At 69.6% G+C, this 24,477-nt stretch carries 24 protein-coding genes and 1 pseudogene; 10 read left to right on the top strand and 15 right to left on the bottom strand.

Annotated features, from left to right (window positions below; all coding sequences use genetic code 11):
- Positions 1-8: 8 nt before the first annotated feature.
- Together CyaNS01_RS14570 and CyaNS01_RS14565 are read right to left on the bottom strand one after the other, a co-directional pair.
- Positions 9-881 carry an FAD-binding domain-containing protein gene (locus CyaNS01_RS14570; protein WP_255459997.1) on the bottom strand — a complete coding sequence of 291 codons (873 nt, stop codon included), beginning with the start codon at positions 879-881 and terminating at the stop codon, positions 9-11.
- Positions 882-1,263: 382 nt separating this feature from the next.
- Positions 1,264-1,674, bottom strand: a pseudogene (locus CyaNS01_RS14565) (deoxyribodipyrimidine photo-lyase); the annotation flags it as partial.
- Positions 1,675-1,736: 62 nt separating this feature from the next.
- On the opposite strand from CyaNS01_RS14565, the gene CyaNS01_RS07910 reads away from it, so the two are divergent.
- Positions 1,737-2,099, top strand: coding sequence for an AbrB family transcriptional regulator (locus CyaNS01_RS07910; protein ID WP_186696613.1), 363 nt, complete (start codon positions 1,737-1,739; stop codon positions 2,097-2,099).
- A 4-nt stretch (positions 2,100-2,103) separates the two neighbouring features.
- Here the strand turns inward: CyaNS01_RS07910 and CyaNS01_RS07905 are convergent, their stop codons facing one another.
- Positions 2,104-3,783, bottom strand: a complete 1,680-nt coding sequence (locus CyaNS01_RS07905; RefSeq protein ID WP_186700488.1) for an NAD(P)/FAD-dependent oxidoreductase — start codon at positions 3,781-3,783, stop codon at positions 2,104-2,106.
- Positions 3,784-3,919: 136 nt separating this feature from the next.
- Here CyaNS01_RS07905 and CyaNS01_RS14770 point away from each other — a divergent pair, with 136 nt between their 5' ends.
- Positions 3,920-4,048, top strand: coding sequence for a hypothetical protein (locus CyaNS01_RS14770; protein ID WP_255459996.1), 129 nt, complete (start codon positions 3,920-3,922; stop codon positions 4,046-4,048).
- A gap of 67 nt (positions 4,049-4,115) precedes the next feature.
- Positions 4,116-4,889 carry an MBL fold metallo-hydrolase gene (locus tag CyaNS01_RS07900; protein WP_186696612.1) on the top strand — a complete coding sequence of 258 codons (774 nt, stop codon included), beginning with the start codon at positions 4,116-4,118 and terminating at the stop codon, positions 4,887-4,889.
- Positions 4,890-4,935: 46 nt separating this feature from the next.
- On the opposite strand, the gene ppsA is transcribed toward CyaNS01_RS07900, so the two are convergent.
- Positions 4,936-7,389 carry a phosphoenolpyruvate synthase gene (ppsA, locus tag CyaNS01_RS07895; RefSeq protein ID WP_186696611.1) on the bottom strand — a complete coding sequence of 818 codons (2,454 nt, stop codon included), beginning with the start codon at positions 7,387-7,389 and terminating at the stop codon, positions 4,936-4,938.
- A gap of 202 nt (positions 7,390-7,591) precedes the next feature.
- Here ppsA and CyaNS01_RS07890 point away from each other — a divergent pair, with 202 nt between their 5' ends.
- Complete coding sequence (locus CyaNS01_RS07890; protein ID WP_186696610.1) at positions 7,592-7,987, top strand: hypothetical protein; 396 nt, start codon at positions 7,592-7,594, stop codon at positions 7,985-7,987.
- Positions 7,988-8,053: 66 nt separating this feature from the next.
- Here CyaNS01_RS07890 and CyaNS01_RS07885 read toward each other — a convergent pair whose 3' ends face one another.
- From CyaNS01_RS07885 to hemH, 5 genes are all read right to left on the bottom strand, one after another.
- Positions 8,054-8,281, bottom strand: coding sequence for a GIVxVP protein (locus CyaNS01_RS07885; protein WP_186696609.1), 228 nt, complete (start codon positions 8,279-8,281; stop codon positions 8,054-8,056).
- Positions 8,278-8,721 carry a hypothetical protein gene (locus tag CyaNS01_RS07880; protein WP_225875567.1) on the bottom strand — a complete coding sequence of 148 codons (444 nt, stop codon included), beginning with the start codon at positions 8,719-8,721 and terminating at the stop codon, positions 8,278-8,280. Before CyaNS01_RS07880 ends, CyaNS01_RS07885 begins: the two co-directional genes overlap by 4 nt.
- On the bottom strand, positions 8,652-10,439 hold the full coding sequence (gene ilvB, locus CyaNS01_RS07875) for a biosynthetic-type acetolactate synthase large subunit (RefSeq protein ID WP_370561810.1): 1,788 nt from the start codon (positions 10,437-10,439) through the stop codon (positions 8,652-8,654). The genes CyaNS01_RS07880 and ilvB overlap by 70 nt, the downstream gene beginning before the upstream one ends.
- Before the next feature lie 139 nt (positions 10,440-10,578).
- A complete protein-coding gene (locus CyaNS01_RS07870; RefSeq protein WP_186696607.1) occupies positions 10,579-11,187 on the bottom strand; it encodes a M23 family metallopeptidase in 609 nt (202 codons plus the stop codon).
- Between the two features lie 4 nt (positions 11,188-11,191).
- Positions 11,192-12,367: a ferrochelatase gene (gene hemH, locus CyaNS01_RS07865; protein WP_186696606.1), complete on the bottom strand. Its 1,176-nt coding sequence runs from the start codon at positions 12,365-12,367 to the stop codon at positions 11,192-11,194.
- 265 nt (positions 12,368-12,632) lie between these two features.
- Here hemH and CyaNS01_RS07860 point away from each other — a divergent pair, with 265 nt between their 5' ends.
- Complete coding sequence (locus CyaNS01_RS07860) at positions 12,633-13,754, top strand: site-specific integrase (protein WP_225875928.1); 1,122 nt, start codon at positions 12,633-12,635, stop codon at positions 13,752-13,754.
- A 35-nt stretch (positions 13,755-13,789) separates the two neighbouring features.
- On the top strand, positions 13,790-14,455 hold the full coding sequence (gene cobO, locus CyaNS01_RS07855; RefSeq protein ID WP_186696605.1) for a cob(I)yrinic acid a,c-diamide adenosyltransferase: 666 nt from the start codon (positions 13,790-13,792) through the stop codon (positions 14,453-14,455).
- Positions 14,456-14,478: 23 nt separating this feature from the next.
- On the opposite strand, the gene CyaNS01_RS07850 is transcribed toward cobO, so the two are convergent.
- Positions 14,479-14,670 (bottom strand): hypothetical protein, encoded by a 192-nt coding sequence (locus CyaNS01_RS07850; RefSeq protein ID WP_186696604.1) that lies wholly within the window; start codon positions 14,668-14,670, stop codon positions 14,479-14,481.
- A 123-nt stretch (positions 14,671-14,793) separates the two neighbouring features.
- Here CyaNS01_RS07850 and pyrH point away from each other — a divergent pair, with 123 nt between their 5' ends.
- From pyrH to CyaNS01_RS07835, 3 genes are all read left to right on the top strand, one after another.
- On the top strand, positions 14,794-15,504 hold the full coding sequence (gene pyrH / locus CyaNS01_RS07845; protein ID WP_186700482.1) for a UMP kinase: 711 nt from the start codon (positions 14,794-14,796) through the stop codon (positions 15,502-15,504).
- Between the two features lie 119 nt (positions 15,505-15,623).
- Positions 15,624-16,163 (top strand): ribosome recycling factor, encoded by a 540-nt coding sequence (gene frr, locus CyaNS01_RS07840; RefSeq protein WP_186696603.1) that lies wholly within the window; start codon positions 15,624-15,626, stop codon positions 16,161-16,163.
- 10 nt (positions 16,164-16,173) lie between these two features.
- Complete coding sequence (locus CyaNS01_RS07835) at positions 16,174-17,328, top strand: NAD(P)/FAD-dependent oxidoreductase (protein ID WP_186696602.1); 1,155 nt, start codon at positions 16,174-16,176, stop codon at positions 17,326-17,328.
- Between the two features lie 11 nt (positions 17,329-17,339).
- Here CyaNS01_RS07835 and CyaNS01_RS07830 read toward each other — a convergent pair whose 3' ends face one another.
- The 5 genes from CyaNS01_RS07830 to CyaNS01_RS07810 form a co-directional block, all read right to left on the bottom strand.
- Positions 17,340-17,717: a Crp/Fnr family transcriptional regulator gene (locus CyaNS01_RS07830; RefSeq protein ID WP_186696601.1), complete on the bottom strand. Its 378-nt coding sequence runs from the start codon at positions 17,715-17,717 to the stop codon at positions 17,340-17,342.
- 57 nt (positions 17,718-17,774) lie between these two features.
- Complete coding sequence (locus CyaNS01_RS07825) at positions 17,775-18,947, bottom strand: transaldolase (RefSeq protein WP_186696600.1); 1,173 nt, start codon at positions 18,945-18,947, stop codon at positions 17,775-17,777.
- 101 nt (positions 18,948-19,048) lie between these two features.
- On the bottom strand, positions 19,049-20,899 hold the full coding sequence (locus CyaNS01_RS07820) for a penicillin-binding protein 2 (protein WP_186696599.1): 1,851 nt from the start codon (positions 20,897-20,899) through the stop codon (positions 19,049-19,051).
- 40 nt (positions 20,900-20,939) lie between these two features.
- Positions 20,940-21,386 (bottom strand): hypothetical protein, encoded by a 447-nt coding sequence (locus CyaNS01_RS07815; protein ID WP_225875565.1) that lies wholly within the window; start codon positions 21,384-21,386, stop codon positions 20,940-20,942.
- Positions 21,387-21,505: 119 nt separating this feature from the next.
- Positions 21,506-22,906 carry a CPBP family intramembrane glutamic endopeptidase gene (locus CyaNS01_RS07810; RefSeq protein ID WP_186696597.1) on the bottom strand — a complete coding sequence of 467 codons (1,401 nt, stop codon included), beginning with the start codon at positions 22,904-22,906 and terminating at the stop codon, positions 21,506-21,508.
- Between the two features lie 163 nt (positions 22,907-23,069).
- Here CyaNS01_RS07810 and CyaNS01_RS07805 point away from each other — a divergent pair, with 163 nt between their 5' ends.
- Entirely contained in the window at positions 23,070-24,473 is a 1,404-nt protein-coding gene (locus tag CyaNS01_RS07805; protein ID WP_222934172.1) for a histidine phosphatase family protein, read from the top strand.
- Positions 24,474-24,477: the final 4 nt, after the last annotated feature.

The following is a 24,477-nucleotide window of genomic DNA, read 5'->3' as shown; positions in this document are numbered from 1 at the left end:
CGCCCGATTCAGTCTCCCCGCTCGCCGCCGAACAGCTCCAGTTGCTGCATGGTGCTGTTGCGCTGACGCCGGCTGGAACGGGGCCGTTCAGCAGGTGTGCGCCCGCCCATGAACCAGCTCTCCAGCGCGGCTTGCTGCTCTCTGTCCAGGCTGCCGGGATCGAGGCCTTCGGGAAACAGGGCCGGATGGCGCTCCTGGCACCAGTCGAGGCAGCTGCCGGGAATGCGGCTGGCCCCGAAGGGGGTCACATCGCTGGGCATGGCACTGAAGCCGCCGCGGCTCCATCCCTGGCGTCGCTGCTGCAGCCAGGCCAGGCGGTCTGCTCGGGCGCTGGTGTAGTCGAGCATCGGCGGTGGATAGTCGGCCATGGCAGGGGGCTGGCCCAGCTGGTCGTTGGTGAGGTCGGCGAGCTCCGGCAGCCAGCGACGCACGAACACCCCCTGGGGATCGCAGCGGTCCACCGCCAGCTGGCCGGGATGGTAGATGCGGGTCCAGGCTCCCTGGCCGCCCCACTCACCGCCACTCTGCTGGCCGCCACCTGTGGTGACGCCCGCCTGCATCGCCCACTGGTAGTGATCGATGGGGCAGTCGCCATCGAGCAGATGGCGCATGTAGTGGAGGGCTCCGTAGCGCCAGTCGATGCCGCAGAGATTGGTGAGGAAGCTGGCGTGAATGGCCCGGCTGCGGAAGTTGAGCTCGTGCCAGCCGCCGGTGGCCAGCAGACAACGGGAGGCGGCATCGACGATCGGGAAGCCGGTGCGCCCCTCCTGCCAGCGCCGATACAGCTCCTCCTGGCGGGCGTTGAGTCGGGTCTCCTGCTGGTGGCAGTGCCAGAGGGGCTCCAGTTCCAGCTGGGGCAGGTAGCGAAAACGCTGGGCCATACCCGCCCCCCAGCGCAGCCGGCTCACCAGCTGCCGCCAGCTGCGCTGCTGGCCGCTGTCCCCCCGTTGCAGCGGCGCGATGGCTCACCACCCCGAACTTGAGGTAGGGGCTGAGGCCGGAACTGGCGCGGGCAGCGGGGTAGCTGAGCTGCCAGTAGTAGCGCGACGACACGCCCTGGCTGCAGAACAGCTTCAGCCGCTTCAGGGCTGCTGCTGTGCCGGCCGGCGGCCGGGGTTTGCCATCGTCAAGCAGACCGAGGGCCGTCAGATTCGGGATGGGGGAGGGGCGTCCGCCGGGATGGGGAGGGGTGCGCAGTCGGGTGGGAGCAGGCAGCGGTTTCTGCGCCATCGCCGCGTGCCAGGATCGCCGAAAATCGCTATAGGCCAGCAGTGGAGCGACTGCTCCCGGAGGCTCTATCCAATCGATGGGAATCCTGGCCTCTGCCAACATCCGATTGACGCGGGCATCGCGGACCCGGCCTACGATGCGTTCCGTGTCCACATGGGCCACAACGCCATCGGCGCCGGAGTCGCGGACAACCTGCAGGAGGGTGGTGGCTGGTTCGCCCCAGCGCACTTCCAGCCGAGACTGACGGGCTCTGAGATCCTGCTCAAGGCTGGCCAGGCTGTCCAGCATGACGGCCACACGGGCGGCCCCCGTTTCGGGATGCCTCAGCAGGGCAGGGTCCAGTATGAAAAGCGGTAAAACCCTTGCGCTGGAGCTGATATGACACAGGGCTGGATGATCGCTGAGCCGAAGATCCCGACGAAACCAGACAACCTGCAGAGTCATGATCGTTGCTTGCAATCGGTGGGGTTGAATGGTTAAGCTGTGATTAGTGCGATTCTGATTTCATGCTGACCGGAACAGACCTCCTCACCAAGGTCAAAGAGCTGGACGATGTTGGTAAATCCGATCTCGTGAGAGCTTGCGGGTATGTGTCCACCAAGAAAGACGGCAGCGAGCGGCTGAACTTCACAGCGTTCTACGAAGCCCTTCTGAGTGCGAAGGGGGTGGATTTCGGTGCTGCTCCCTCCACCGGCAAGGGAGGGCGCAAGCTCAGCTTTTCCACCAAGGTACAGTTCAACGGCAACTTGATGGTGGGCAAGGCCTACACCGCTTTGCTCGGCCTCGAGCCCGGAGATGAATTCGAGATCAAGCTGGGTCGCAAGCAGATCCGTCTGGTGCCCCTCGGGGGTGAGGACGAGGACGAGTGACTGCTCAGGATTGAGCCACGGCCAGAGCCACCTGCTCAGCCAGTTTGATGCCGTCGATGGCGGCTGAAAGGATGCCGCCGGCATAGCCAGCCCCTTCGCCTCCCGGGTAGAGCCCGGGGGTGTTGAGGCTTTCCAGGCTGGTGCGATCGCGTGGAATCCTCACCGGTGATGACGTGCGTGTTTCCACGCCGGTGAGCAGGGCACTGGAGCTGCAGAACCCCGGAAGCCTGCCCTCAAAGGCCGGTAGCGCTTCCCTGAGGGCCTCCATCACATAGGGCGGCAGGCAGCCACCCAGGTTGGCCCCACGCACCCCTGGCTGGTAGGAGGCAACCACGCCCGTGCTGCCCCCTTCGCCCTGTCCATCTGGGTCGATGCCAGCGAGGAAGTTGGCAACGGTCTGGACCGGTGCCTGGTAGGTGCCTCCACCTGCGGCAAAGGCCAGCTGTTCCCAGTGCCTCTGGAAGGCCACCCCGGCAAGGGGGTCGTCTTCGAAGCGGCCGTAGGGGCGAACATCCTCAAGAGTCACCGGCACCACCAGGCCGCTGTTGGCATTGCGCTCGTTGCGGGAGTGCTGGCTCATGCCATTGGTCACCACCGCGCCGGCCTCCGAGGTTGCCCCCACCACCAGGCCGCCCGGGCACATGCAGAAGCTGTAGACGCTGCGGCCTTTCAGGCCAGGCCCCCTGCAGTGATGCACCAGCTTGTACTCGGCGGCGCCCAGGCGGGGGTGGCCGGCGGCCTCGCCCCAGCGGGCCCGGTCGATCAGGGGCTGGGGATGCTCGATCCGCAGACCGATGGCGAAGGGCTTGGGCTCCAGGGCGACGCCGCACTCCTCGAGCCTCAGGAAGGTGTCGCGGGCGCTGTGACCCACCGCCAAGACCACCGCAGTGGTGGTGATCGTGTGGCCATCGGCCAGCCGCACGCCTTGCACCCTGCGGCTGCCTGGGGCCAGCAGCAGTCCCTCCACCCTGCTGCCGAAGCGCACCTCCCCGCCGAGGGCCTCGATCCGCTGCCGTAGCCCCCGCACCACCGTCGCCAGCTTGAAGGTGCCGATGTGCGGGTGGTGCAGGGTGAGGATCTCCGGGTTGGCTCCTGCCGCCACCAGTTCCTCCAGCACCTTGCGGCAGTAGGGGAGAGGTTCGCTCACCTGGCTGTAGAGCTTGCCGTCGGAGAAGGTGCCGGCACCGCCCTCGCCGAACTGGGCATTCGACTCCGGTTTGAACGGAAGCTGGCCCTTCCAGAAGCCGAAGGTGTCGGCGCTGCGCTGCTTCACGGCCGGACCCCGCTCCAGCAGCAGGGGGCGCAGCCCCATCTGGGCCAGCAGCAGGGCGGCGAAATAGCCGCAGGGTCCGGCGCCCACTACCACGGGCCGGGTGGCGGTGCCGTTGCTGCCGCTGCCGGCGGGCAGCACGGGGTGATAGGTGCTGTCGGGGCTGGGCCTCAGGTGGGGATCGCCGCGGAAGCGCTGCAGCAGCCGCTCCTGCTCACGCTCACTGAGATCGAGCACCAGATCCAGGCTGTACACCAGCTGGATCGGCTTGCCGCGGCGTGCATCGACACTGCGCTTCACCAGGTGGTGGTCGCGCAGCTGGCCAGGCCTGAGCCGCAGTCGCCAGCAGATCGCCGCCGGCAGCTCGGCCTCTCCATGGTCCAGGGGCAGCTTCAGCTCACTCAGCCGCAGCAAGGGATCTCCTGGAGGGTGCTCCCGTTGTAGATCGGCCCGGTTCTGTTGCAATCGTGCCGCTCCGCCACCCTCCTCACCCGGCGCCCCTGCCATGGTGGGGACAACGCCGTGCCCATCAGGGACCTGCTCGCTGCCCATGGGTCTGGCCCACTGCCCTCTCTGTGTCGCCCTGGCGGTGCTCTGCGTGCTCCGCAGCGGCGCCCATGCCATGCAGCTCTGGCAGCTGAGGCCCGCTGCCGTGCCGCTGCCGATTCCAACTTCCTAGCGTCTGGGGGCAGGGGCTCAGGCGAGTCTGTGCACGTTCCCACCCCGATCTCGCAGCGCCTGCCTCCATGTCTTCCGCCCCCGAGGTCTGCGGACTCGAAGCCACCTACTTCGGCGCCAACGGTTGGCTGCTGCAGTTCGACCAGCTGAGGGTGCTGGTGGACCCCTGGCTCACCGGAACCCTGGAGTTCCCGCCGGGCCCCTGGCTGTTCCGCGGAGAGTTGCCCCGCCCCTGGCCCGCCCCGGAACGGCTGGATCTGCTGCTGCTCACCCAGGGCCTGCCCGACCACTGCCATCCCGCCAGCCTGGCGCTGCTGGATCCGCAGCTGCCCGTGGTGGCCTCCCCCACGGCGGCCTGCCGCGCTCGGGAGCTGGGTTTTCAGCAGGTGACCGCCCTGGCCCCAGGTCAGTCCTACAGCATCCAAGGGCTCACCATCCTTGCCACGGCAGGGGCCCCGGTGCCCCAGGTGGAGAACGGCTACCGGCTTGAGCATGCCGCCGGCAGCCTCTACCTCGAGCCCCACGGCTACCTCGATCCCAGCCTGGCGGCCGAACCCCTCGATGCGGTGATCACGCCGGTGGTGGACCTGGGCCTTCCCCTGGCCGGGGCCTTTGTGCGGGGCCGGCAGGTGTTGCCCCAGCTGCTGGAGCGGCTGCGGCCCTCCACCGTGCTGGCCAGCACGGCCGGTGGCGAGGTGCGTTTCGATGGCCTGCTCAGCCGCGCCCTCTGGCAGCGGGGTAGTGCAGCCGAGGCTGCCGGAGCCATCGCCGCCGTAGCTGAGCCTGCGCGCTTCATTGATCCGATCCCCGGCGAGCCCTACCGGCTGACGCGGCCAGGGTGATGGCCGTGCCGGGAGCGCCCCGGGCAAGTGGCTGGACGGAGACCCCTCAGCAGGCACCACTGCGGCCCGCCAGCTCGGCTTCGATCGCGGCCACGGCGATGCGGCTGCTGAGCACGGCATCGGGGTTGAGGCTGATCGAATCGATGCCCTCTTCCACCAGGAAGGCGGCGAAGTCGGGATGGTCGCTGGGGGCCTGACCGCAGAGGCCGATCTTGCGGCCGCAGCGGTGGGCCGTGCGGATCGCCAGCTGGATCATCGCCTTCACCGCGGCGTCGCGTTCGTCGAACAGATCAGCCACCAGGGCTGAATCGCGATCCAGCCCCAGGGTGAGCTGGGTGAGGTCGTTGGAGCCGATCGAGAAGCCATCGAAGCGCTCGGCGAAGGCCTCGGCGCTGATCACGTTGCTGGGCAGTTCGCACATCACGTACACCTGCAGGCCGTGTTGGCCGCGCACCAGTCCGTGCTGCGCCATCTCGGCCAACACCCGATCCCCCTCCTCGGGGGTGCGGCAGAAGGGCACCATCGGAATCACGTTCACCAGCCCCATCGCCTCCCGCACCCGCCGCAGGGCACGGCACTCGAGGCCGAACGCCGCTCGAAAGGCCGGGGCGTAGTAGCGGGAGGCGCCGCGCCAGCCGAGCATGGGGTTGTCCTCGCGGGGTTCGAAGCCGCCGCCGCCCAGGAGCCGGGCGTACTCGTTGCTCTTGAAGTCGGAGAAGCGCAGGATCACCGGTCGCGGGTAGAACGCCGCGGCAAGGCGCGCCATGCCCTGGGCCAGCCGATCCACGTAGTACTCACTCGCCTCGGCATAGCCGGCGGTGAGGCGGGCGATCGCCTGGCGCTCACCGGCGTCCGTCACCCGTTCCGGCTCCAGCAGGGCCAGCGGATGCACCCGGATGTGGTTGGCGATGATGAACTCCAACCGGGCCAGCCCCACCCCGTCACAGGGGATGGCCGCCAGCTTGAAGGCCTCCTCGGGGTTGCCCACGTTCATCAGGATCCGGGTGCGGGTGGAGGGCAGGTCGTCCAGGGGGCTCTCCTCCACGCTGAAGGGCAGGGCGCCGCGGTACACCCGGCCCTGATCGCCCTCGCAGCAGCTGGCGGTCACCTCTTCCCCATCGGGGATGCGGCGGCTGCCGTCGCCGGTGCCGACGATGGCCGTGATCCCCATCTCGCGGGCAATGATCGCCGCGTGGCAGGTGCGGCCGCCCTGGTCGGTGATCACGGCGCTGGCCCGTTTGAGGATCGGCTCCCAGTCGGGATCGGTGCGCTCGGTGACGAGCACCTCCCCCGGGGAGAACCGGGCGATCTCGCCGGGATGGCTGAGGATCCGGGCCCGCCCGCTGCTCACCGAGGCGCCGATCGCTCTCCCCTGGGCGAGTGGCTCGGCGCTGTGGGGTGCCAGATGCCAGGTTTTCAACACCGCGGCTGATCGGCGGGATTCCACCGTTTCCGGCCGGGCCTGCAGGACGTACAGCGCACCGCTGCCGCCGTCCTTGGCCCACTCGATGTCCATGGGGGTGGGGGCACCCCGCTGGGCGCTGTAGTGGCGCTCGATCGCACAGGCCCAGCGGGCCAGCTGCAGGGCTTCGGCATCGCTGATGGCGAAGCGGCAGCGTTCCTGCTCCGGCACCGGCTGGGTGAGGGTGCTGGCATGGCCGGGCTCGGGGGCGCCGCCGCCGCTCGGAGGGGGGTCGGCGTAGACCATCCGGATCGCCTTGCTGCCCAGGCGCCGGTGCACGATCGCGTCAAATCCCTGCTCCAGGGTGGGCTTGAAGATCAGATATTCATCGGGGTTCACCGCGCCCTGCACCACCGTTTCCCCCAGGCCGTAGGCGGCGGTGAGCAGCACCGCGTCACGAAAGCCCGTCTCGGTGTCGATGCTGAACATCACGCCTGAGGCGGCCAGGTCGGAGCGCACCATCCGCTGCACGCCGATCGAGAGGGCCACCTCCAGATGCTCGAAGCCGTGGATCTGGCGATAGGAGATGGCCCGGTCGGTGAACAGGGAGGCGTAGCAGCGGCGGCAGGCGGCCAGCAGGGCCTGTTCACCGCGCACGTTGAGGAAGGTGTCCTGCTGGCCCGCGAAGGAGGCCTGGGGCAGGTCTTCGGCCGTGGCGCTGGAGCGCACGGCCACTGCCGGCGGTGCGCCGTCGGGCTCCAGGGCGCGGAAGGCCTCCACAATCGCCTGCTGCAGATCTGGCGGCAGGGGGGAGCGGAGCAGCAGCGCCCTGCAGGCCGCGCCTGCGGCCTGCAGGGCGCCGAGATCACTGCTGTCGAGCCCATCCAGCAGGTCTTTGAGCTGGGGTTCGAGGCCGTTGACGGCGAGGAAGTGGCGGTAGGCGGCCGCCGTGGTGGCAAAGCCGCCGGGCACCCGCACCCCCTGGCTGCCGAGCTCCCGGATCATCTCTCCGAGGGAGGCGTTCTTGCCGCCCACCTGGGGCAGGGCCTTCAGATCCACCGCTGCCAGCGGCAGCACCAGGGGGTCGGCAGGGGCCATCAGCGGCGGTGCGGCTGAGCTGAATCTGGCCCGGATGGACAGTCTGCGCTCCGACTGTGAATGGGCCTAAAGACTGGGTGAGCCCGATTCCGGGTGGCACAGTGGAGTGATTCAGCACGCCCCACCCACGGTTTTCGTGTTTCGTTTCTCCCAGGCCGGCCCCGCCCTCAGCGCACGGATGCTTGCCACCACTGCTGCATCCGTGACCACCTCCCTGGCGGTGGCGCTGGCGGCAGCGACCTCCCTGGCTCCTGCGGCCCTGGCTCAGGCGGCCGCCAAGCCGGCCTCGATGGAGTTGATGAATGACATGGCCCTCGCCGCCGCGGTCAACGTGTGCGAGCTCGCCGTGGAGTCCAAGGTTCCGGTGGAGCAGGTCGTGCTCTCCAACGCCAAGGCCATCACCTATGTGGTGACCAGCCGCTACGGCAGCCAGGTGGCCAACGCCGGAACGCTTCAGCCCGAGCAGATCGCCAATGGCGCGATCATTCAGGTGGTGGGCCGGGTGCGCCAGGGCTGCTACGCCAAACTCGCCGGCGCCGACAAGAAGTTTGTCGATGACGTGATCACTGAGTACTCCAACGCCGTTCAGAGGAACTAGTCCGGAGCCATCAGTCCAGAGCCATCAGTCCGGAGCCATCAGATCTGAGACGTTGTCTGACACGTTTCAGGACTGGTCTTCTGTTCGCTGACTGTCGCGGACGTTCTCCGCGGCGGGCTCCGGCAGCAGCTGGGCCAGCAGCCCGGAGCCCATCAGCAGGCCGCCCAGCACGGCGGCCAGGGTGCGGTTGTCGCCCCCTGGCCCGTCACTCCACACGGCAGCCGCCAGGAAGGCGCCCCCCAGCAGCAGGGTGGGCACCAGCACAACCCCCTTGGCGGTGCGATTCAGGCTCATGAGCTGCTCCGGCAGTCCTCGATACCGTCCGGGTCAGGGGTGGCCAGGCCTCGCTGCACCAGGCTGGCACCCAGGTCCAGCTGGTCCGAGCCCTCTGGCGCCAGCCGGGTGACCCTGGCCAGCAGCATGCCATCGGCTGTGCCCATCGGCCGCAGGTTGACGCGGCTGCGGCGGGGCAGATCGCTGCGCAGCCAGTCGGCGACTTCGGCCTGGCCAGAGGGGTCGATGCGGATGCAGGCGAGGGCCACGGTGTAGCTGCGGTTGCCGTCGCCCACCTGCAACTGGCCGTTGCCCCGCACCTGCAGCACCTCAGCAGCCTGGGCCGCGCTGGGCCAGAGCAGCCATCCGGCCAGAAGTGCCAGCAGCAGGTTCAGAGCTTGGCGCCGCAGCTGGGGCAGAAGCGGTGGTCGCTGGCTGTACTGATGCCGCAGCTGTTGCATTGCCTGGTGGTGTCGATGGCGAGTTCAGGGTGGGAGGGGAGCCCCACCATCTGGGCATTGCTGGCGCCGGGGGGAACCATCGGGTAGCAGTTCTCGTTGCGGCGCACCTTCACGTCGATGAAGGCCGGGCCGGGGTGGTCGAGGGCTTCCTGGAGTTGTTGGCGCAGGCTGGAGCGCTCGGTGATCAACACGCCGCGCACCCCGAAGGCCTCAGCCAGAGCTTCGAAGTTCGGCATCCCACCGGTCATTTCGGAGGCGGAATAGCGCTCGTCGTAGAAGCTCTCCTGCCACTGGCGCACCATCCCCTGCCAGCCGTTGTTGATCACCACCACCTTCACGGCCAGGTTGTACTGGGCCAGGGTGCCGAGCTCCTGGATGTTCATCAGGATCGAGGCATCGCCGGCCACACAGATCACCTGCTGGTCGGGGAAGGCGGTCTGCACGCCCATGGCCGCGGGCATGCCGTAACCCATCGTGCCCAGGCCGGCACTGCTGATCCAGCGGCGCGGTCCGTTGTGCAGGTACTGGGCCGCCCACATCTGATGCTGGCCCACATCGGTGCTGACGTAGGCACTGGGGGCCAGCTCCTGCAGGGCGATCATCACCTCCTGGGGGGCGATCTCACCCTCCGGAGCCGGCGTCACCAGGGGGTACTGGTGCTTCCAGCTGTCGATGCGCTCCAGCCAGGCCTCGGTGCGGCCCTGGGAGCGGTCGGTGCCGGAGCCGTCGACGCCGGCGGCCTGGAGCAGGCCTTCGAGCGCCTGGCGCACGTCGCCCACGAGCGGCACATCGGGCACCCGAGTCTTGCCCACCTCAGCGGCGTCGATGTCGATGTGAATCACCTGGGCCCGTGGGGCGAAGCCATCCAGCCTGCCGGTCACCCGGTCATCGAAGCGGGCGCCCGTGGCGATCAGCAGGTCGCACTCGGTGACGGCGAAGTTGGCGTAGGCGGTGCCGTGCATGCCCAGCATGCCCACGGACAAGGGGTGGGTTTCATCGAAGGCGCCTTTGCCCATCAAGGTGGTGGTGACGGGCAGGCGGAAGGCCTCGGCCAGCTGGCGCACCTGGTCGTGGGCGCCACTGCTGATGGCGCCACCGCCCACATAGAGCAGGGGGCGGCGAGCCTGGCCGATCAGGTCCAGGGCCTGGTGGATCCGGTCGGGATCGGGCCGGGGGGGCAGGCGGAAGCCCGCCGGAATGGCCGTGCCGGGCTCCACGGGCACGTAGTCGAACTGTTCGGCGCCCACGTCCTTGGGCACGTCGATCAGCACCGGACCGGGCCGGCCGGTGGCGGCGATGAAGAAGGCCTCAGCCACGATGCGACCGATCTCGCGCGGATCGCGCACCACCCAGGAGTGCTTCACGATCGGCAGGGTGATGCCGAAGATGTCGGTTTCCTGAAAGGCGTCGGTGCCGATCGAGGCCCGTGGCACCTGGCCGGTGATCACCACCATGGGCACCGAGTCCATGTGGGCGGTGGCGATGCCCGTGACCAGATTGGTGGCCCCGGGCCCGGAGGTGCCGAAACACACGCCCACCTTGCCGGTGGCCCGGGCGTAGCCGTCGGCGGCATGGGTGCCCCCCTGCTCGTGGCGCACCAGGATGTGCTTGAGCCAGCCGCGGCTCTCGGCCTGGTGCAGCTCGTCGTAGATGGGCAGGATCGCCCCGCCGGGGTAGCCGAAGATGTGCTCCACCCCATGGCGGTGCAGGGCATCCATCAGGGCATAGCCGCCTGTCACCCGCTGGCTGCGCCGGCCGCCCTCACTCTCAGCCAGCGCGGCTGGGGCGGGAGCGGACTGGGCCGCAGAGGCGAGGGGCGTAAGCGTCACGGCTGCAGCAGGCCCACCAATGGGGCCACTATCGGACACCAGCAACCCTAGGCGCTGGAGCGGTTTTTGGAGCTTGTCTGGCCCGGGCCATGGCCCGCAGCACCTGGGCTGGATCGATCCAGCGCCCGCCGTGGCGCAACCCCCAGTGCAGGTGGGGGCCGGTGGTGCTGCCGCTCATCCCCACATGGCCGATCAGCTGGGCGGTGCGCACGCCCTGGCCCACCCTGAGCTGCACCGCGCCGCTGCGGTAGACACCTGCTGAGCCCCGGCCCGCCAGGTGGCAATAGATGTGCTCATAGGCCCCGGAGCGGATCACCAGCCCCACGCCGCAGCCGCCGTCGTTGATCACCTCCTGCACCACGCCGCCCCACCAGCTGCGCACCGGGGAGCCCAGGGGAGCGGCGATGTCCAGACCGTAGTGGGGGCGCACGTCGCCCCCGATCGGGTGCACGCGCATGCCGAAAGCGCTGGTGAAGCCGGCGAAGCTGGCCACGGGGAAGGCCCCGAGCCGCCAGCTTTCGGCACGGGCGGAGGGCGGGCCGGCCAGCAGGGGCGTCAGCACCAGGGAGGCCAGCAGCAGGCGTGCCGGCGTCAGTGCCCTCCCTGCTGCCCTCCCTGCGGCCCTGAGCACGGCCATGCCTTCAGAGCAGCCCAAGGGCATGGAGCGGTCCTCGTCCACTGAGCAGTTCCAGCAGGAAGGCGGAGAAGCCCACCATGGCCAGCCTGCCGTTCCACACTTCGGAACTGTTGTTCCAGCCCCAGGCCCACTTGTCCTGGGGATAGAGCTTCACCTTGGTGGGCAGGGCGGCGGCCTGATCCAGGTTCACTTCCGGTCCCTCCAGGGCGTGCTGCACCAGGTCGGCGAGGCCGGTGATGAAGGCCGGCGTGGTGTCCAGGGCCGGCACCCGCCGGAAGTTGGTGATGCCTGCCTCCGTGGCGATCTCGCGGTATTCGATGTCGATCTCTTCGAGCGTCTCGATGTGCTCGCTCACGAAGCTGATCGGCACCACCACCAGGTCCTTCACGCCCTGGGCGCCGAGGTCTTCGAGGGCCTCGTCGGTGTAGGGCCGCAGCCACTCCACCGGGCCCACCCGGCTCTGGTAGGCCAGGGTGGAGGGGTTGGAGTGGCCCAGATCAGCTTTCAGCCTGGCCATGATCAGCTCGGCGCAGGTTTCGATCTCCCGCTGGTAGGGGTCGCCGGCCTCGGCCACGTAGCTCTTGGGCACGCCATGGGCGCTGAAGAACACATGGGCCGTGGCCGGGTCAGGGCACTGCTCGATCTCCCTGGCGATCAAGCCCGCCATGGCGCTGATGTAGCCGGGGTCGTCGTAGTAGCTGCGGATGCAGCGGATCGGCAGCCGCTCGAAGCCGGGGTCGGCCTGGCGCAGGCGTTTGAGCTCCCGGAAGCTGGAGCCGCTGGTGCTGATCGAGAAGTGGGGGTAGAGGGGCAGCACCACCACCTCATCCACACCGTCGGCCTTGATGTCGGCCACGGCCGACTCGGTGAAGGGGTGCCAGTAGCGCATCGCCACGTAGCTGGTGGCCTCGATGCCCCGCTGGCGCAGGCTGCTCTGCAGCTCCCGCGCCTGCTGCTCGGTGATGCGACGCAGGGGTGAGCCGCCGCCGATGGAGCGGTAGGCCTCCTGGGACTTGCCGGCCCGCAGGCTGCTGATCAGCCAGGCCAGGGGCTTCTGCAGGGCTGGATTGGGCAGCCGGATGATCTCCGGATCGGAGAAAAGGTTGTACAGAAACGGCCCCACGTCCTGGATCCGCTCGGGACCCCCGAGGTTCAGCAGCAGCACGCCAACCTTGGCCATGCCTTCTGTTCCGTACGGCGTGATGGCCGTGAGCGTAACGCTGCAGGCTGGGCCCTAGCGGTGCGCGACAGCCATCGATAGGGTCGGCCCAGTCCGCACCGGAGCCATCGCGCCCCGATCCGCTGCTGCTATGTGCCCTGCTGTGAGCCCCGCCCTCAGCGCCATTGGGGCCCTGGCTGGGGCCGATTCCAGCGAAGCCACGGCGGCCCTGATCAGCCAGCACAACCGGCGTCTGGCGGCCGCTGGCCTCAGGCTGCGGCTGGAGATGCGCGGTGGCAAGCTCAGCCTGCGGGGCCCCCTGCCCTGCCGCACCGGGGCCGGGCACGACCGGGTGCAGCGGCTGAGCCTGGCCCTTCCCGCCACAGCGGCCGGGGTGGGGGAGGCCCTCGAGAGGCTGCGGGAGGCGCAGCGCCAGCTGGAGCTGGGCCAGTTCGACTGGGCCCGCTGGAGCCGGCGCCCGGCGCACCGGCCCGCCAAGTCCGCCGGGGGGGGCGCCAGTCCGGCACCCGGCGACGCCGACGGCTGGGGCGCCCAGGTGCAGGCCTTCAAGCTGGCCTTCTTCGCCGATCCGCGCCGGCGCCTCAACCCCGCCGGCAGCCGCACCACCTGGAGTGCCGCCTACCGCCCCTACCTGCGGCGGTTGCTGCAGCTGAGCTCCGAGGCGCCTGGAGCCCGCAGCGAGAGCCTGTTGCGCCGCACCCTCGAGAGCTACGCCCCGGGCAGCCGCAGCCGTCAGCAGTGCGGCACGGCCCTGGCCGCCCTGGCCCGCGAGCGCCAGCTGGAGCTCCCCCCGGACTGGGCCGCCCAGGCCAGCGGCTATGGGCTGCACCTGGCCCGCTACCGCCAGCTGCCCAGCGACACCGAGATCCTGGGGTTGCTGGAGCGCATCCCCAACCCCGGCTGGCGGCTGGTGTACGGGCTGCTGGCCACCTACGGCCTGCGCAACCACGAGGCGTTCTTCGCCGATCTCTCCGCTCTGGCCCCGGGGGCTGACCGGGTGATCCGAGTGCTGCCCACCAGCAAGACCGGGGAACACCAGGTGTGGCCGTTTCAGCCGCACTGGGTGGATCACTTCGGCCTGGCGGCCCTCGCTGGCGGCGGCGCCGCCCTGCCGCCGGTGACCACCAACTTGGGGCACACCACCCTGCAGCAGGTAGGCCGGCGGGTGGCGGAGCAGTTCCGGCGTTACGCGCTGCCGATCACCCCCTACGACCTGCGCCACGCCTGGGCCGTGCGCACGATCCACATCGGCCTGCCCGACACTGTGGCGGCCCGCATGATGGGCCACTCCGTGGCGATCCACACCCGCACTTACCACCACTGGATCACCCGCCGCGACCAGCAGCAGGCCGTCGATGCGGCCCTGGCCCGGGGCAGGTCAGAGTGATCTGGCGCCGTCTCCCCGTTCCCCTTTCCCCGCCGATGCCGGATTCCAGCCTCGATCAGATCGCCCAGGACCTCGGCCCCGGCGGCGCCCTCGCCCCCGAGCCTGACCAGGAGGGCTACAAGCGCCGCATGGCCCGCCGCAAGGAGGTGCAGCAGCAGCGGGTGGGGGAGCGCTCCCTGGAGAAGGGGCTGGTACTGGTGTTCACCGGCCAGGGCAAGGGCAAGACCACGGCGGCCCTGGGCCTGGTGCTGCGCACCCTGGGCCACGACGAGAAGGTGGCGGTGGTGCAGTTCATCAAGGGCGGCTGGCAGCCCGGCGAGGCCCGGGCCCTGGCCGTGTTCGGAGAGGCCCTGCACTGGCATGCCCTCGGCGAGGGCTTCACCTGGGAAACCCAGGACCGTGAGCGCGACCGGGCCCTGGTGCAGAAGGCCTGGGAGCGCTCCTGCGCCTACCTCGCTGACCCGGAGCGCAAGCTGGTGGTGCTCGATGAGGTGAACGTGGCCCTCAAGCTGGGCTACCTGGCGGTGGACCAGCTGCTGGAGGGCCTGGCCCTGCGGCCGCCCCTCACCCACGTCGCCCTCACCGGACGCGGCGCCCCGCCGCAGCTGCTGGAGCGGGCCGATCTCGTCACCGAGATGACCCTGGTGCGCCATCCGTTCCGGGAGCAGGGCGTCAAGGCCCAGGCCGGCATCGAATACTGAAAACCTGCACCGAAGCTGCCCGATCAGCCCAGGTCGTCCTGCAGCTGGGCCAGGCCACTCACCAGCACCGAGAGGCCGCTGATCAGCACGGCCCGGTGCACAGCAGGTTCGCTCCAGATGCCGGGCTGCTCAGCGGCGCGACCCAGGGCCGAGAGGGTCAGCCGGGCCATCAGCTGACAGGACCGCACCGTGGGCGGCTTCGGCGCGGGAGCCATGGCTGTGCTGCTTTGCAGCAGTGAAGCGCCGGGCCCGGCGGCCGGCAAGCCTTGCCGCCGCCGGGGGCAGAGACGGGGCCGGCAGCAGGGCCATTGCTACGGTGCGGCAAATCCGTGGTGTCGATGGGTTATCAGCGGGTGCTCCTCAAACTCAGCGGTGAGGCGCTGATGGGAGAGCAGGGCTACGGCATCGATCCGGAGATCGTGAAGGCGATCGCCTCCGATGTGGCGGCCTGTGTGGCCGACGGCACCCAGCTGGCGATCGTGGTGGGCGGCGGCAACATCTTCCGTGGCCTCAAGGGCAGTGCCGCCGGCATGGACCGGGCCACCGCCGACTACGTGGGCATGCTGGCCACCGTGATGAATGCCATCACCCTGCAGGACGGCCTCGAACGGGCCGGGGTGCCCACCCGGGTGCAGAGCGCGATCTCGATGCAGGCCGTGGCGGAGCCCTACATCCGCCGCCGCGCCATCCGCCACATGGAGAAGGGGCGGGTGGTGATCTTTGCGGCCGGCACCGGCAATCCCTTTTTCACCACCGACACCACCGCCGCCCTGCGGGCCGCTGAGATCAGTGCCGATGTGGTGTTCAAGGCCACCAAGGTGGACGGCGTGTACGACAAGGACCCGGCCAAGCATGCCGATGCCCGCCGCTTTGAGAGCCTCTCCTTCCTGGAGGTGCTCAGCAGTGAGCTGGAGGTGATGGATGGCGCGGCGATCGCCCTCTGCAAGGACAACGCCATCCCGATCGTGGTGTTTGACCTGTTCGGGCCCGGCAACATCGGCCGAGCCGTGGCCGGCGAGCCGATCGGCACCCGCATCCATCCCGCCTGAGGCGCCCGCCCGCAGCCGTGAGTACTCTCCCCACGGTTCCCGATCAGCGAGTCCGAAAGCCCCGGCCATTCGGCAGCACCTGCCCTCCCTTTCTTCGCCCTGCCCCCGCACCACCCGCCATGGACCTCGAAGCCAGCATGCGCAAATCGGTGGATGCCGCCCTGCGCAACTTCAACACCATCCGCACCGGCAGGGCCAACCCCTCACTGCTCGACAAGATCAGCGTGGAGTATTACGGCGCTGAAACGCCGCTCAAATCCCTGGCCAGCCTCTCCACGCCCGACTCGCAGACGATTCAGATCCAGCCCTTCGACATGGGCGCCATGGGGCTGATCGAAAAGGCGATCGCCATGAGCGACCTCGGCCTCACCTGCAACAACGACGGCCGGTTGATCCGCATCAACATCCCTCCCCTCACCGAAGACCGGCGCAAGGAGCTCTGCAAGATCGCGTCCAAGTATGCCGAGGAGGGCAAGGTTGCCCTGCGCAACAATCGGCGCGACGGCATCGACCGGATCAAGAAGCAGGAGAAGGACGGCGAGCTCTCCGAAGATCAGAGCCGCGACGAGCAGGACAAGGTGCAGAAGCTCACCGACCGGTTCATCGCTGAGCTGGACAAGCACCTGGCCGAAAAGGAAGCCGAGATTCTCAAGGTGTGAGCGCTCCCCCGTGAGTGAGCTGGCGGACTGCAGGCCCGAGGTGATCGTGGTGGGTGCCGGTGCCGCCGGCGCGGCGGCGGCCTTCCACCTGGCCCGGCTCGGCCGCGAGGTGCTGCTTCTCGACGCTGCCGCCTTCCCGCGCAGCAAGCCCTGTGGCGGCGGCATGGCGGCCTCCGTGCAGCGCTGGTTTCCCTTCGATCTGCGCCCCGCCGTCGACACCGTGGTTGAGCGGGTGCGGTTCACCTGGGCCCTGCAGGATCCGGTGCTGGCGGAGTTGCCTGGGGAGGCCCCCTTCTGGATCGTGCGCCGCTCCCGCCTGGATGCCTTCCTCGCCGAACAGGGTGTGGCGGCCGGCGTGGACTTTCAGCCCAGCACCGAGGTGCGCTCCCTCAGGCCCGTTGCGGGCGGCTGGCGAGTGGAGGTGCAGGGCCCTGATGGGACGCCGCAGGGCCTGCAGGCCAGGGCCGTGGTGGTGGCGGATGGTTCCGGCTCCCGGCTGGCGGGCCCCCTGGGCCTGGGCCCGAGGCGGCCCCGCTTCGCCTCCACCGTGTCGGTGGAACTGGAGGGCGAGGTGAGCGACCCGGCGGCGGCCCGTTTTGATTTCGGCCTGGTGCGCCAGGGCTTCTGCTGGGCTTTCCCGCGCCAGGGGGGCTACAGCATCGGCCTCGGCACCTTTGTGGGCCGCGACCCGGTGGCGGCCGAAGCCGTGCTGACGCGCCTGCTGCCCAGCCTCGGTTTTGCCCCCGGGGCCGGGGTGCGCAGCGCCGGCCAGCTGCGGCTCTGGGATGGCCACCACGCCCTGCATGGTGATGGGGTGGTGCTGGCCGGTGATGCGGCCTCCCTCTGCGATCCCTTCCTGGCCGAGGGCCTGCGACCGGCCCTGCTCAGTGGCTGCCAGGCCGCCTTCGCCATCGATCGCTGGCTGGGCGGTGAGGCCGGGGCGCTGGCGGCCTACAGCGCCACGATGCGGCGGGAGTGGGGCGAGTCGATGGCCTGGGGCCGGCGCATGGCCCAGGTGTTCTACCGGGTGCCCCGGGTGGGTTATCAGCTGGGCATCAAGCGCCCCACGGCGCCGCGGCGCATCGCCCAGATCCTCTCCGGGGAGATGGGCTACGGCGACATCGCCCAGCGGGTGATCCGCCGGCTGCTGCTGCGCAACGGCTGAAGCCGGCGCACTCAGATGCGGGTGCAGTCCTTGAGCTGGCGCAGGCGCTTGTCGATCGAGCCCAGCAGTTCGATGGCGAACATCGGTGATTCCTGAACGGCGAACAGGAACTTTTCGCGGTTCATCACCAGCAGCCGGCAGGGGGTGAGGGCCCGGGCATTGCCGTAGCGGCGGTGCTCACTGGTAACCAGGGCTCCTGCGCCGAACACATCGCCGGCGTTGATCTGTTCATGGCCCTGGTCACCGTTCCAGGTGAGTTCCACCCGGCCCTCGAGCAGGCCGAACATGCAGTCGCCGGATTCTCCCGAGCCGAAGATCAGGGCACCGGGTTCAACGCTGACCACCTCGCCTGTGCTGGCGAGGGCGCGCATGGTGCGGAGGGCGTTCACGCAGCCGACTCAATGAGGCAGGGCTGACAGTCTGCACCGCGGCGGTGGGGCTGCGGCTCAGCGACCGGCCAGGGCCAGGGCCGCCCCGAGACCGCCGCGCACATCCTCAGGCGCCAGCCGGCCGTCCTTGTCGGTGTCGAGGGCGTCGAAGACGGCGTCACTGCCGAGCCATTCCTCGCGGGTGATGCAGCCGTCGCCGTCAAGGTCGTTGAGCAGGAAGATCTCGTGGACCGCATGGCCGAAGGCGGCGCCTCCCTCAAGTTCCCCCAGCCGATGCGCCAGCTGGGCCTCAAGGGTTTCGATGGCCTTGATGAAGCCGCCGATCCCCTCATCGAGCTTCTCGGTGGCCATGGGGTCCTCGGCCAGCATGGCCCGGTAGGCGGCCTCGTCGAGGTGCACCTGGGGCCGGGTCGGGGCCGGATCAAAGGCGTTGAGCTTGCGCTCCAGGGAGCCCTGGGTGTTGCGCAGCTGGGCCAGCAGCGCGGGGGAAATGGTGAGCAGATCGCAGCCGGCCAGCTCGATGATCTCCTCGGTGTTGCGGAAACTGGCCCCCATCACCTCGGTCTTGTAGCCGTAGGTCTTGTAGTAGTTGAAGATCTCCGTCACCGACACCACGCCCGGATCCTCGGGGCCGGGATAGCTGTCGCGGCCGGTGCTCTTCTTGTACCAGTCGAGGATGCGGCCCACGAAGGGGGAGATCAGGGTGACGCCGGCCTCGGCGCAGGCCACGGCCTGGGCAAAGGAGAACAGCAGGGTGAGGTTGCAGTGGATGCCCTCCTGCTCCAGCGCCTCGGCGGCCCGGATGCCCTCCCAGGTGGAGGCCACCTTGATCAGCACCCGGTCCTTGCCGATGCCGGCTTCGGCGTAGAGCTCGATCAGCCGCCGGGCCTTGGCGATCGTGGCTTCGGTGTCGTAGCTGAGCCGCGCATCCACCTCGGTGGACACGCGGCCCGGCACGATCTTGAGGATCTCCTTGCCGAAGGTGACGCAGATCTCATCGAGGGCTTCGCGCACCACCGCATCGGCGCCGGCCTCGGCTCCCATCACCGCTCTCGACTCCCGCAGGGATCGGTCGATCAGCTCCTGGTAGGCCGGGATCTGGGCCGCCGCCAGGATCAGGGAGGGGTTGGTGGTGGTGTCGCGGGGCGTGAACTGCTGGATGGCCTCGATGTCGCCGGTGTCCGCGACCACCACGGTCATGGCGGACAGTTGGTCGAGCAGATTGGCCATGCCTGGTGGGGTGCCGGTGCCTGGTCACGCTAGCCAGAACGCCGCTGCCCCCCCCTCAAGGCCCTTGCTCCTTGCGCGAATGGCCACACAGCGGGGCCCGCTCAGCCCGCGGAAGGGTTGGCCGCCTTGCTTCGACTGGCGCCCAGGGCCTTGGGATCGGAGGGGGGCAGTTGCTCCAGCACCAGCAGGGCGTCGATGATCTTGCGGGCCACCGGCGCCGCCACGGTGGAGCCGTAGGTGTTGCCGCCCTTGGGCTCATCCACCACCACCAGCACCACATAGCGGGGATCGTCGATCGGCAGATGGCCCACGAAGCTGGTGATCAGGGCTCCAGGGATGTACATGCCGCGCTCGGCCTTCTGGGCGGTGCCCGTCTTGCCGCCGATCCGGTAGCCGGGAATGTGGATGCCCAGGCTCTTGCTGTTGGCCACCACGGTTTCCATCCAGCCCATCACCACTTTGGTGACCTCCGGATCCAGCACCTGCAGGCCCCCGCCGCCGGGGGCAGGAGCCAGGGCGTCCCCTGAGCGCAGGCCCCGGGTGATGTGGGGGCTCACCAGGCGGCCGCCGTTGGCGAGCATGGCGTGCAGCTGGGCCAGCTTCAGCGGCGTGAGCGAGAAGCCCTGGCCGAAGGCCGCCACGGCGGGTTCGATCGGATGGCTGATGAAGGTCTTGCGGTCCTTGAGTTCGCCGGCCACGGCCCCGGGCAGGTCGGTGTCGGGGCGCTCGTCGATGCCGATCGTGCTCAGCCACTGCCAGAAGCGCTCCCGCTTCACCTTGCCCATGGCCTTCACCATCGCCACGTTGCTGGAGGCCTCCAGCACCGTGGGGAAGTCGATCAGGCCGTTGCCCTGGCGGTTGTGGTTGAAGATCGGCCAGCCGCCGATGCTCAGGGAGCCGTTATCAAACACCTTGCCGTCGGCCTGGATGGCCTTTTCCTGCAGGGCGAGGGCCAGGTTGATCGGCTTGAAGGTGGAGCCCGGCTCGTAGAGGTCCTGCACGGACCATTCACGGAACAGGCCCGGATTGAAACTCCAGAAACGGTTGGGGTCGTAGGTGGGCACCGAGGCCAGCGCCAGCATCTCGCCGTTGCGCACGTCCATCACCAGAGCCGCGCCGCGCTTGGCCTTCCACTTCTTCACCTGGTCGTGCAGGGCCTTCTGGGTCACCTGCTGCAGGCGGGCGTCGAGGGTGAGCTGCAGCCTGAGGTCGTCGCCATAGAGCGAGCCGGCGGCCATGCCCTCCGGAAGCGGGGTGCCGTCGGCGCCGCGGCGCATGCGCAGGGTGGTCTCGTTGCGCTGCAGGTCGCTGTTGCGGCTCTGCTCGAGCCCTGCCTGGGGCACCCGCTCCAGGTTGAGGAAGCCCACCAGATTGGCGAACAGGCTGCCCTGGGGATACACCCGCTGGGGGTAGGCCTCAAGATCGATGCCGCTGATGTTGAGCCGGCGGATGCGGTCGGCGGTTTCGGGATCGATGTCGGTGCCGAGTTTCACGCCGCTGGGGCGACCCGCCATTCTCTGCAGCAGGGTCTCGCTGGGCTGGGCCAGCACCGCGCCGAGACGGCTGGCCACCTCGTCGGGTCGGCGCAGCTTCTGGGGATCGTCGCCGGGAAAGTTGAAGTAGCGCGGGTGGGCCCAGAGGGTGAAGCGCTGCTCATCGAGGGCCACCAGGCGGCCGTTGCGATCCACGATCGTGCGCCGCTTGCCGAGCGGCGCCACCGACTGGGTCTGGATCGCCCGGGCCCGGTTCTGGAGGTTCTGGGTGTCGATCACCTGCAGCCAGGCAAGCCGCGCTCCAAGACCGACCAGGGCCGTGGCCAGCAGGCCATAGACCAGCAGCAGGCGGTGCGTCGGCAGGGGCTGCATGGCCACCACCCGCTCGGAGCGGCCAGGGCGGCCCGGCCTGGCGGTGCGGGGCAGGCGGGGGGTGTGGGGAGGGGCTTGCTGCGCCATGGCTGGGGAGGGCCGAGGGGGTGGGCTGCGGCCGTAGGACTCAGTAGCCGGCAGGGATCCGGCGGATCTCGAGGCTGCTGAGCAGGGGCTCGGCGGGGTGGGGCGGCTGGCCTTTGGCCATGGGCAGGTGGATCAGCTGGTGGCTGGCGGTGGGCACGAGCCGGCCGGGTTTACCCACGGCACTGAGGTGGTGCTGCTCCAGCAGGGCAGCCGACTCCTGCAGCCGGTGCTCCAGCACCTGGGCCGCTTCCAGGGCCTGATAGCTCTGCCCCCAGTGGTTCTGCCAGTGCAGGGTGAGGCCACTGAGCCCCAGCATGCAGAGGCCCAGGCCCACCAGGGCACCATCGGCCACCCGATGCAATCCAGCCAACCAGGGGGCCCGCCGGGCCACCTTCTGACCCGAAAGCGAGCCCTGGATCAGTTGGAGCGGGGCGCCGTCGACAGCGCGACGGTTTCCCGTGGCCCGGGTGGCAGGGGCAGGAAACACGGAAGTGGGGCCCTCAAGGGGCTGGCGGGTGGAGGCCTGCCGGGGGACGAACGAGGCGACCACGGATGCTGCGGAACTCTGCGCAAGTGAACCACCCCGCCGCGGCCTCAGCAAGGCTTCTATCCGGCCAGCAACAGCAGATTGGCGAAGGTGAACCCATTCCACAGCGCGTGCACCAGCACGCAGCTGCCGAGCCGGCCGCTGCGCAGCCGCAGCCAGCCGAGCCCCAGCCCCAGCACCATCAGCGGGGCCAGCTCGTTGAGGCTGAGATGGGCGGCCGCGAAGATCAGGGCACTGAGCAGCACCGCCAGGCCCGGGCCGACGCGCTGACCCAGCACCGGAAGCAGCACACCACGGAACAGGGTTTCCTCAAAAAGGGGAGCCAGCAGCACCGCTGTCAGCGCGAAACAGGCCAGGGCCAGGGGCTGTCCGGTGGTCAGCACCAGCTCCAGCAGAGGGTTGCTGCCGCCCTGGTCGCCGGCGATCCGGTCTGTGATCCAGCCCACCAGGGCCACCATCGGCAGCAGCATCAGCATCACCTGCAGCGCCTGCAGGGCGCTGCTGCCGAAGGGGCGCCAGTGCCACTGCAGCCCGCCTGTCGGTTCGCCCTCCCCCATGTGCTCGCTGGCGCGGCCTCGCATCTGGGCCCAGAGAATGGTGAGGGGCGCCAGCATCAGGCCCAGATAGAGCAGCAGCACCTGCAGGCCCTGCTGCAGGGCAGGTTCGCCGTTGAGGGGGCTCAGCAGGGCACCCAGGGCCGGGCTCAGCAGCAGGGGCACGGTGAGTTCCCCCAGCACCACGAAACCGCCGGCGATCAGCAGGGTCACATCCACCAGATCCAGGGGCGGCCCCTCCAGCCGCGGTGCTGCCGGGGCCTGGCCCCGCCACTGTTGCCAGATCTGGCGCAGCAGCAGCCCCACGCCCAGCAGGAGCAGCAGCCCCGGGGCCCAGCTCACCCCCACCAGCCGCCACACGGCCTGCTGCGCTGCGCCGCTGGTGCCGCAACCCTGGGGGTCCTGGCTCAGCCCTTCACAGAGCAGTCTCTGGGTGAGCGGCCGCAGGCTCCAGGGCTGTTGCAGGGTGTCCAGCTGGGAGCGCTCCAGCCGCTGTCCCCGCTCCAGGGCCGTCACCAGGGCTCTCTGGTCGCTGGGGATCTGCTCCTGCAGGCGATCCCGCAGCTGGCTGGCCTTGATGTCCTGGCCCTGGCGCTGTTGCAGCAGGGCGAGCTGCAGCAGGGGCTCGCCCTGGCCTGGGCCCGGATCGGCATCGTCCTGAGCGAGCAGTGACTGGCGCAGTTCCTCGAGTGGATCCACCCCGGTGAGCAGGGGCTGCAGCGAGGGGGGCGCCGCAGGCATGGCCAGGGCCCGCAGTTCCAGCTGCCGCTGGTCCAGGGCCCCGGTGACGGTGGGTTTCTCCAGGCTGAGCAGGAGGCCGTTCAGCCAGAGCAGGCCAGTGATCAACAGGCAGAGCAGGGCCAGAAGCGATTTCCAGGCCGGCGTTCTCGAGCCTCGGGCGTTCAAGCTGGCGTCCTGCGGAGGGAAGGTGATGGCCCGATTCTGTCCTTGCGCGCCCTGGGCCGCTGCTGCCGGCGCAGCCCGCACGCCAGCCTGGGGCTGATCCCTGCGGCCCGGCCAGGGGCCTCCACAGTGCTCCCATACGATGGCGCCAGCAGCCAGAGCGCCGGTGGCCCTACGGATCGTGTTGGTTCGCCACGGCCTCAGCAGCTTCAACGCCGAGCGGCGCATCCAGGGACGGGACGATCTTTCCACGCTCACGCCGGAGGGGCACGACCAGGCCCGCCGCGCCGGAGAGGCCCTGCGAGCGGTGGCCTTCAGCGCGGCCTACGCCTCACCGTTGCGCCGGGCCAGCCACACCGCCGCCAGCCTGCTCCAGGCCCATGGCCAGGGGCTGGAAGCGATCCACGATGACGACCTGGTCGAGATCGATCTCTCCCCCTGGAGCGGCGTCACCCGTGAGGAGCTGGGCCAGCGCTTTCCCGACGGGGAGCGGCTGTGGCGGGAGGCGCCCCACACCCTGACGCTCCAGCATGCCGATGGCCGCCACTATCAGCCGCTTCCCGAGCTGATGCAGCAGGCCGATCGCTTCCTGACGGGGCTGCTCCAGCGCCATGGCGCCGCGATCGACGCGGAGCCTCAGCCGGCGGGGGGCCAGACCGCTGCAGCCGATGCCAGCGTGCTGGTGGTGGCCCACAACGCGATTCTGCGCTGCCTGGTGCTGCGCCTGCTTCAGCTCGACGCCTCGGATTTCCGCCGTCTGCGCATCGACAACGGCTCGATCTCGGTGCTCAACCTCAGCCCCTCCCCAGGCAGCGCGAACCCCGGCGGCCCCGAACTCAGTGCGGATCCGGCGGTGCAGCTGGAGTCGCTGAACGGAACCGCCCACCTCGGGGAGCCCCTGCCCAAGAAGGGATCGGGCCCCCGCTTGCTGCTGGTGCGCCACGGCGAAACCGACTGGAACCGCCAGGGCCGGTTCCAGGGCCAGATCGACATCCCCCTCAATGCCCATGGCCTGGCCCAGGCGGAGGCGGCTGGCGGCTTCCTGGGGCCGATCAGCATTCAGCGGGCCTACAGCAGTGGCCTGTCGCGGCCCCGCCAGACCGCCGAAGCGATCCTGGCCTCCCACCCCGGCGTGCCGCTCACCACCTGCAGCGGCCTGGTGGAGATCGGCCATGGGCTCTGGGAGGGCCAGCTGGAGCCTGAGATCCAGGCCGGCTGGCCAGAGCTCCTTGCTGACTGGAAGCGGGCCCCCCAGACCGTGCAGATGCCCGAAGGGGAGACGCTCCAGCAGGTGTGGGATCGCTCCCTGGCCGCCTGGGCGCGGATCGTGGCCAGCCTGGGCCCCGACGAGACGGCGCTGGTGGTGGCCCATGACGCCGTCAACAAGACCATCCTCTGTGGCCTGCTGGGGCTGAAGCCCGCTGACATCTGGGCCATCAAGCAGGGCAACGGCGGCGTCACCGTGATCGACTATCCCCACGGAGCCGACGGGCTGCCCATGGTGGCCGCCCTGAACCTCACCCCCCACCTCGGCGGGGTGCTCGACCGCACCGCCGCCGGGGCCCTCTAGGCCA

This window comes from Cyanobium sp. NS01 (genome assembly GCF_014280235.1).
Taxonomy (GTDB): Bacteria; Cyanobacteriota; Cyanobacteriia; order PCC-6307; family Cyanobiaceae; genus NIES-981.
This window is presented reverse-complemented; position numbering and strand designations above follow the sequence as displayed.

Coding starts and splice junctions, on each gene's coding strand:
- CyaNS01_RS14570 (WP_255459997.1), bottom strand. CDS start 881: ATGGCCCAGCGTTTTCGCTACCTGCCCCAGCTGGAACTGGAGCCCCTC.
- CyaNS01_RS07910 (WP_186696613.1), top strand. CDS start 1,737: ATGCTGACCGGAACAGACCTCCTCACCAAGGTCAAAGAGCTGGACGAT.
- CyaNS01_RS14770 (WP_255459996.1), top strand. CDS start 3,920: ATGGGTCTGGCCCACTGCCCTCTCTGTGTCGCCCTGGCGGTGCTCTGC.
- CyaNS01_RS07900 (WP_186696612.1), top strand. CDS start 4,116: ATGTCTTCCGCCCCCGAGGTCTGCGGACTCGAAGCCACCTACTTCGGC.
- ppsA (WP_186696611.1), bottom strand. CDS start 7,389: ATGGCCCCTGCCGACCCCCTGGTGCTGCCGCTGGCAGCGGTGGATCTG.
- CyaNS01_RS07885 (WP_186696609.1), bottom strand. CDS start 8,281: ATGAGCCTGAATCGCACCGCCAAGGGGGTTGTGCTGGTGCCCACCCTG.
- CyaNS01_RS07880 (WP_225875567.1), bottom strand. CDS start 8,721: ATGCAACAGCTGCGGCATCAGTACAGCCAGCGACCACCGCTTCTGCCC.
- ilvB (WP_370561810.1), bottom strand. CDS start 10,439: ATGGATGCCCTGCACCGCCATGGGGTGGAGCACATCTTCGGCTACCCC.
- CyaNS01_RS07870 (WP_186696607.1), bottom strand. CDS start 11,187: ATGGCCGTGCTCAGGGCCGCAGGGAGGGCAGCAGGGAGGGCACTGACG.
- hemH (WP_186696606.1), bottom strand. CDS start 12,367: ATGGCCAAGGTTGGCGTGCTGCTGCTGAACCTCGGGGGTCCCGAGCGG.
- CyaNS01_RS07860 (WP_225875928.1), top strand. CDS start 12,633: ATGCGCGGTGGCAAGCTCAGCCTGCGGGGCCCCCTGCCCTGCCGCACC.
- cobO (WP_186696605.1), top strand. CDS start 13,790: ATGCCGGATTCCAGCCTCGATCAGATCGCCCAGGACCTCGGCCCCGGC.
- CyaNS01_RS07850 (WP_186696604.1), bottom strand. CDS start 14,670: ATGGCTCCCGCGCCGAAGCCGCCCACGGTGCGGTCCTGTCAGCTGATG.
- pyrH (WP_186700482.1), top strand. CDS start 14,794: ATGGGTTATCAGCGGGTGCTCCTCAAACTCAGCGGTGAGGCGCTGATG.
- frr (WP_186696603.1), top strand. CDS start 15,624: ATGGACCTCGAAGCCAGCATGCGCAAATCGGTGGATGCCGCCCTGCGC.
- CyaNS01_RS07825 (WP_186696600.1), bottom strand. CDS start 18,947: ATGGCCAATCTGCTCGACCAACTGTCCGCCATGACCGTGGTGGTCGCG.
- CyaNS01_RS07820 (WP_186696599.1), bottom strand. CDS start 20,899: ATGGCGCAGCAAGCCCCTCCCCACACCCCCCGCCTGCCCCGCACCGCC.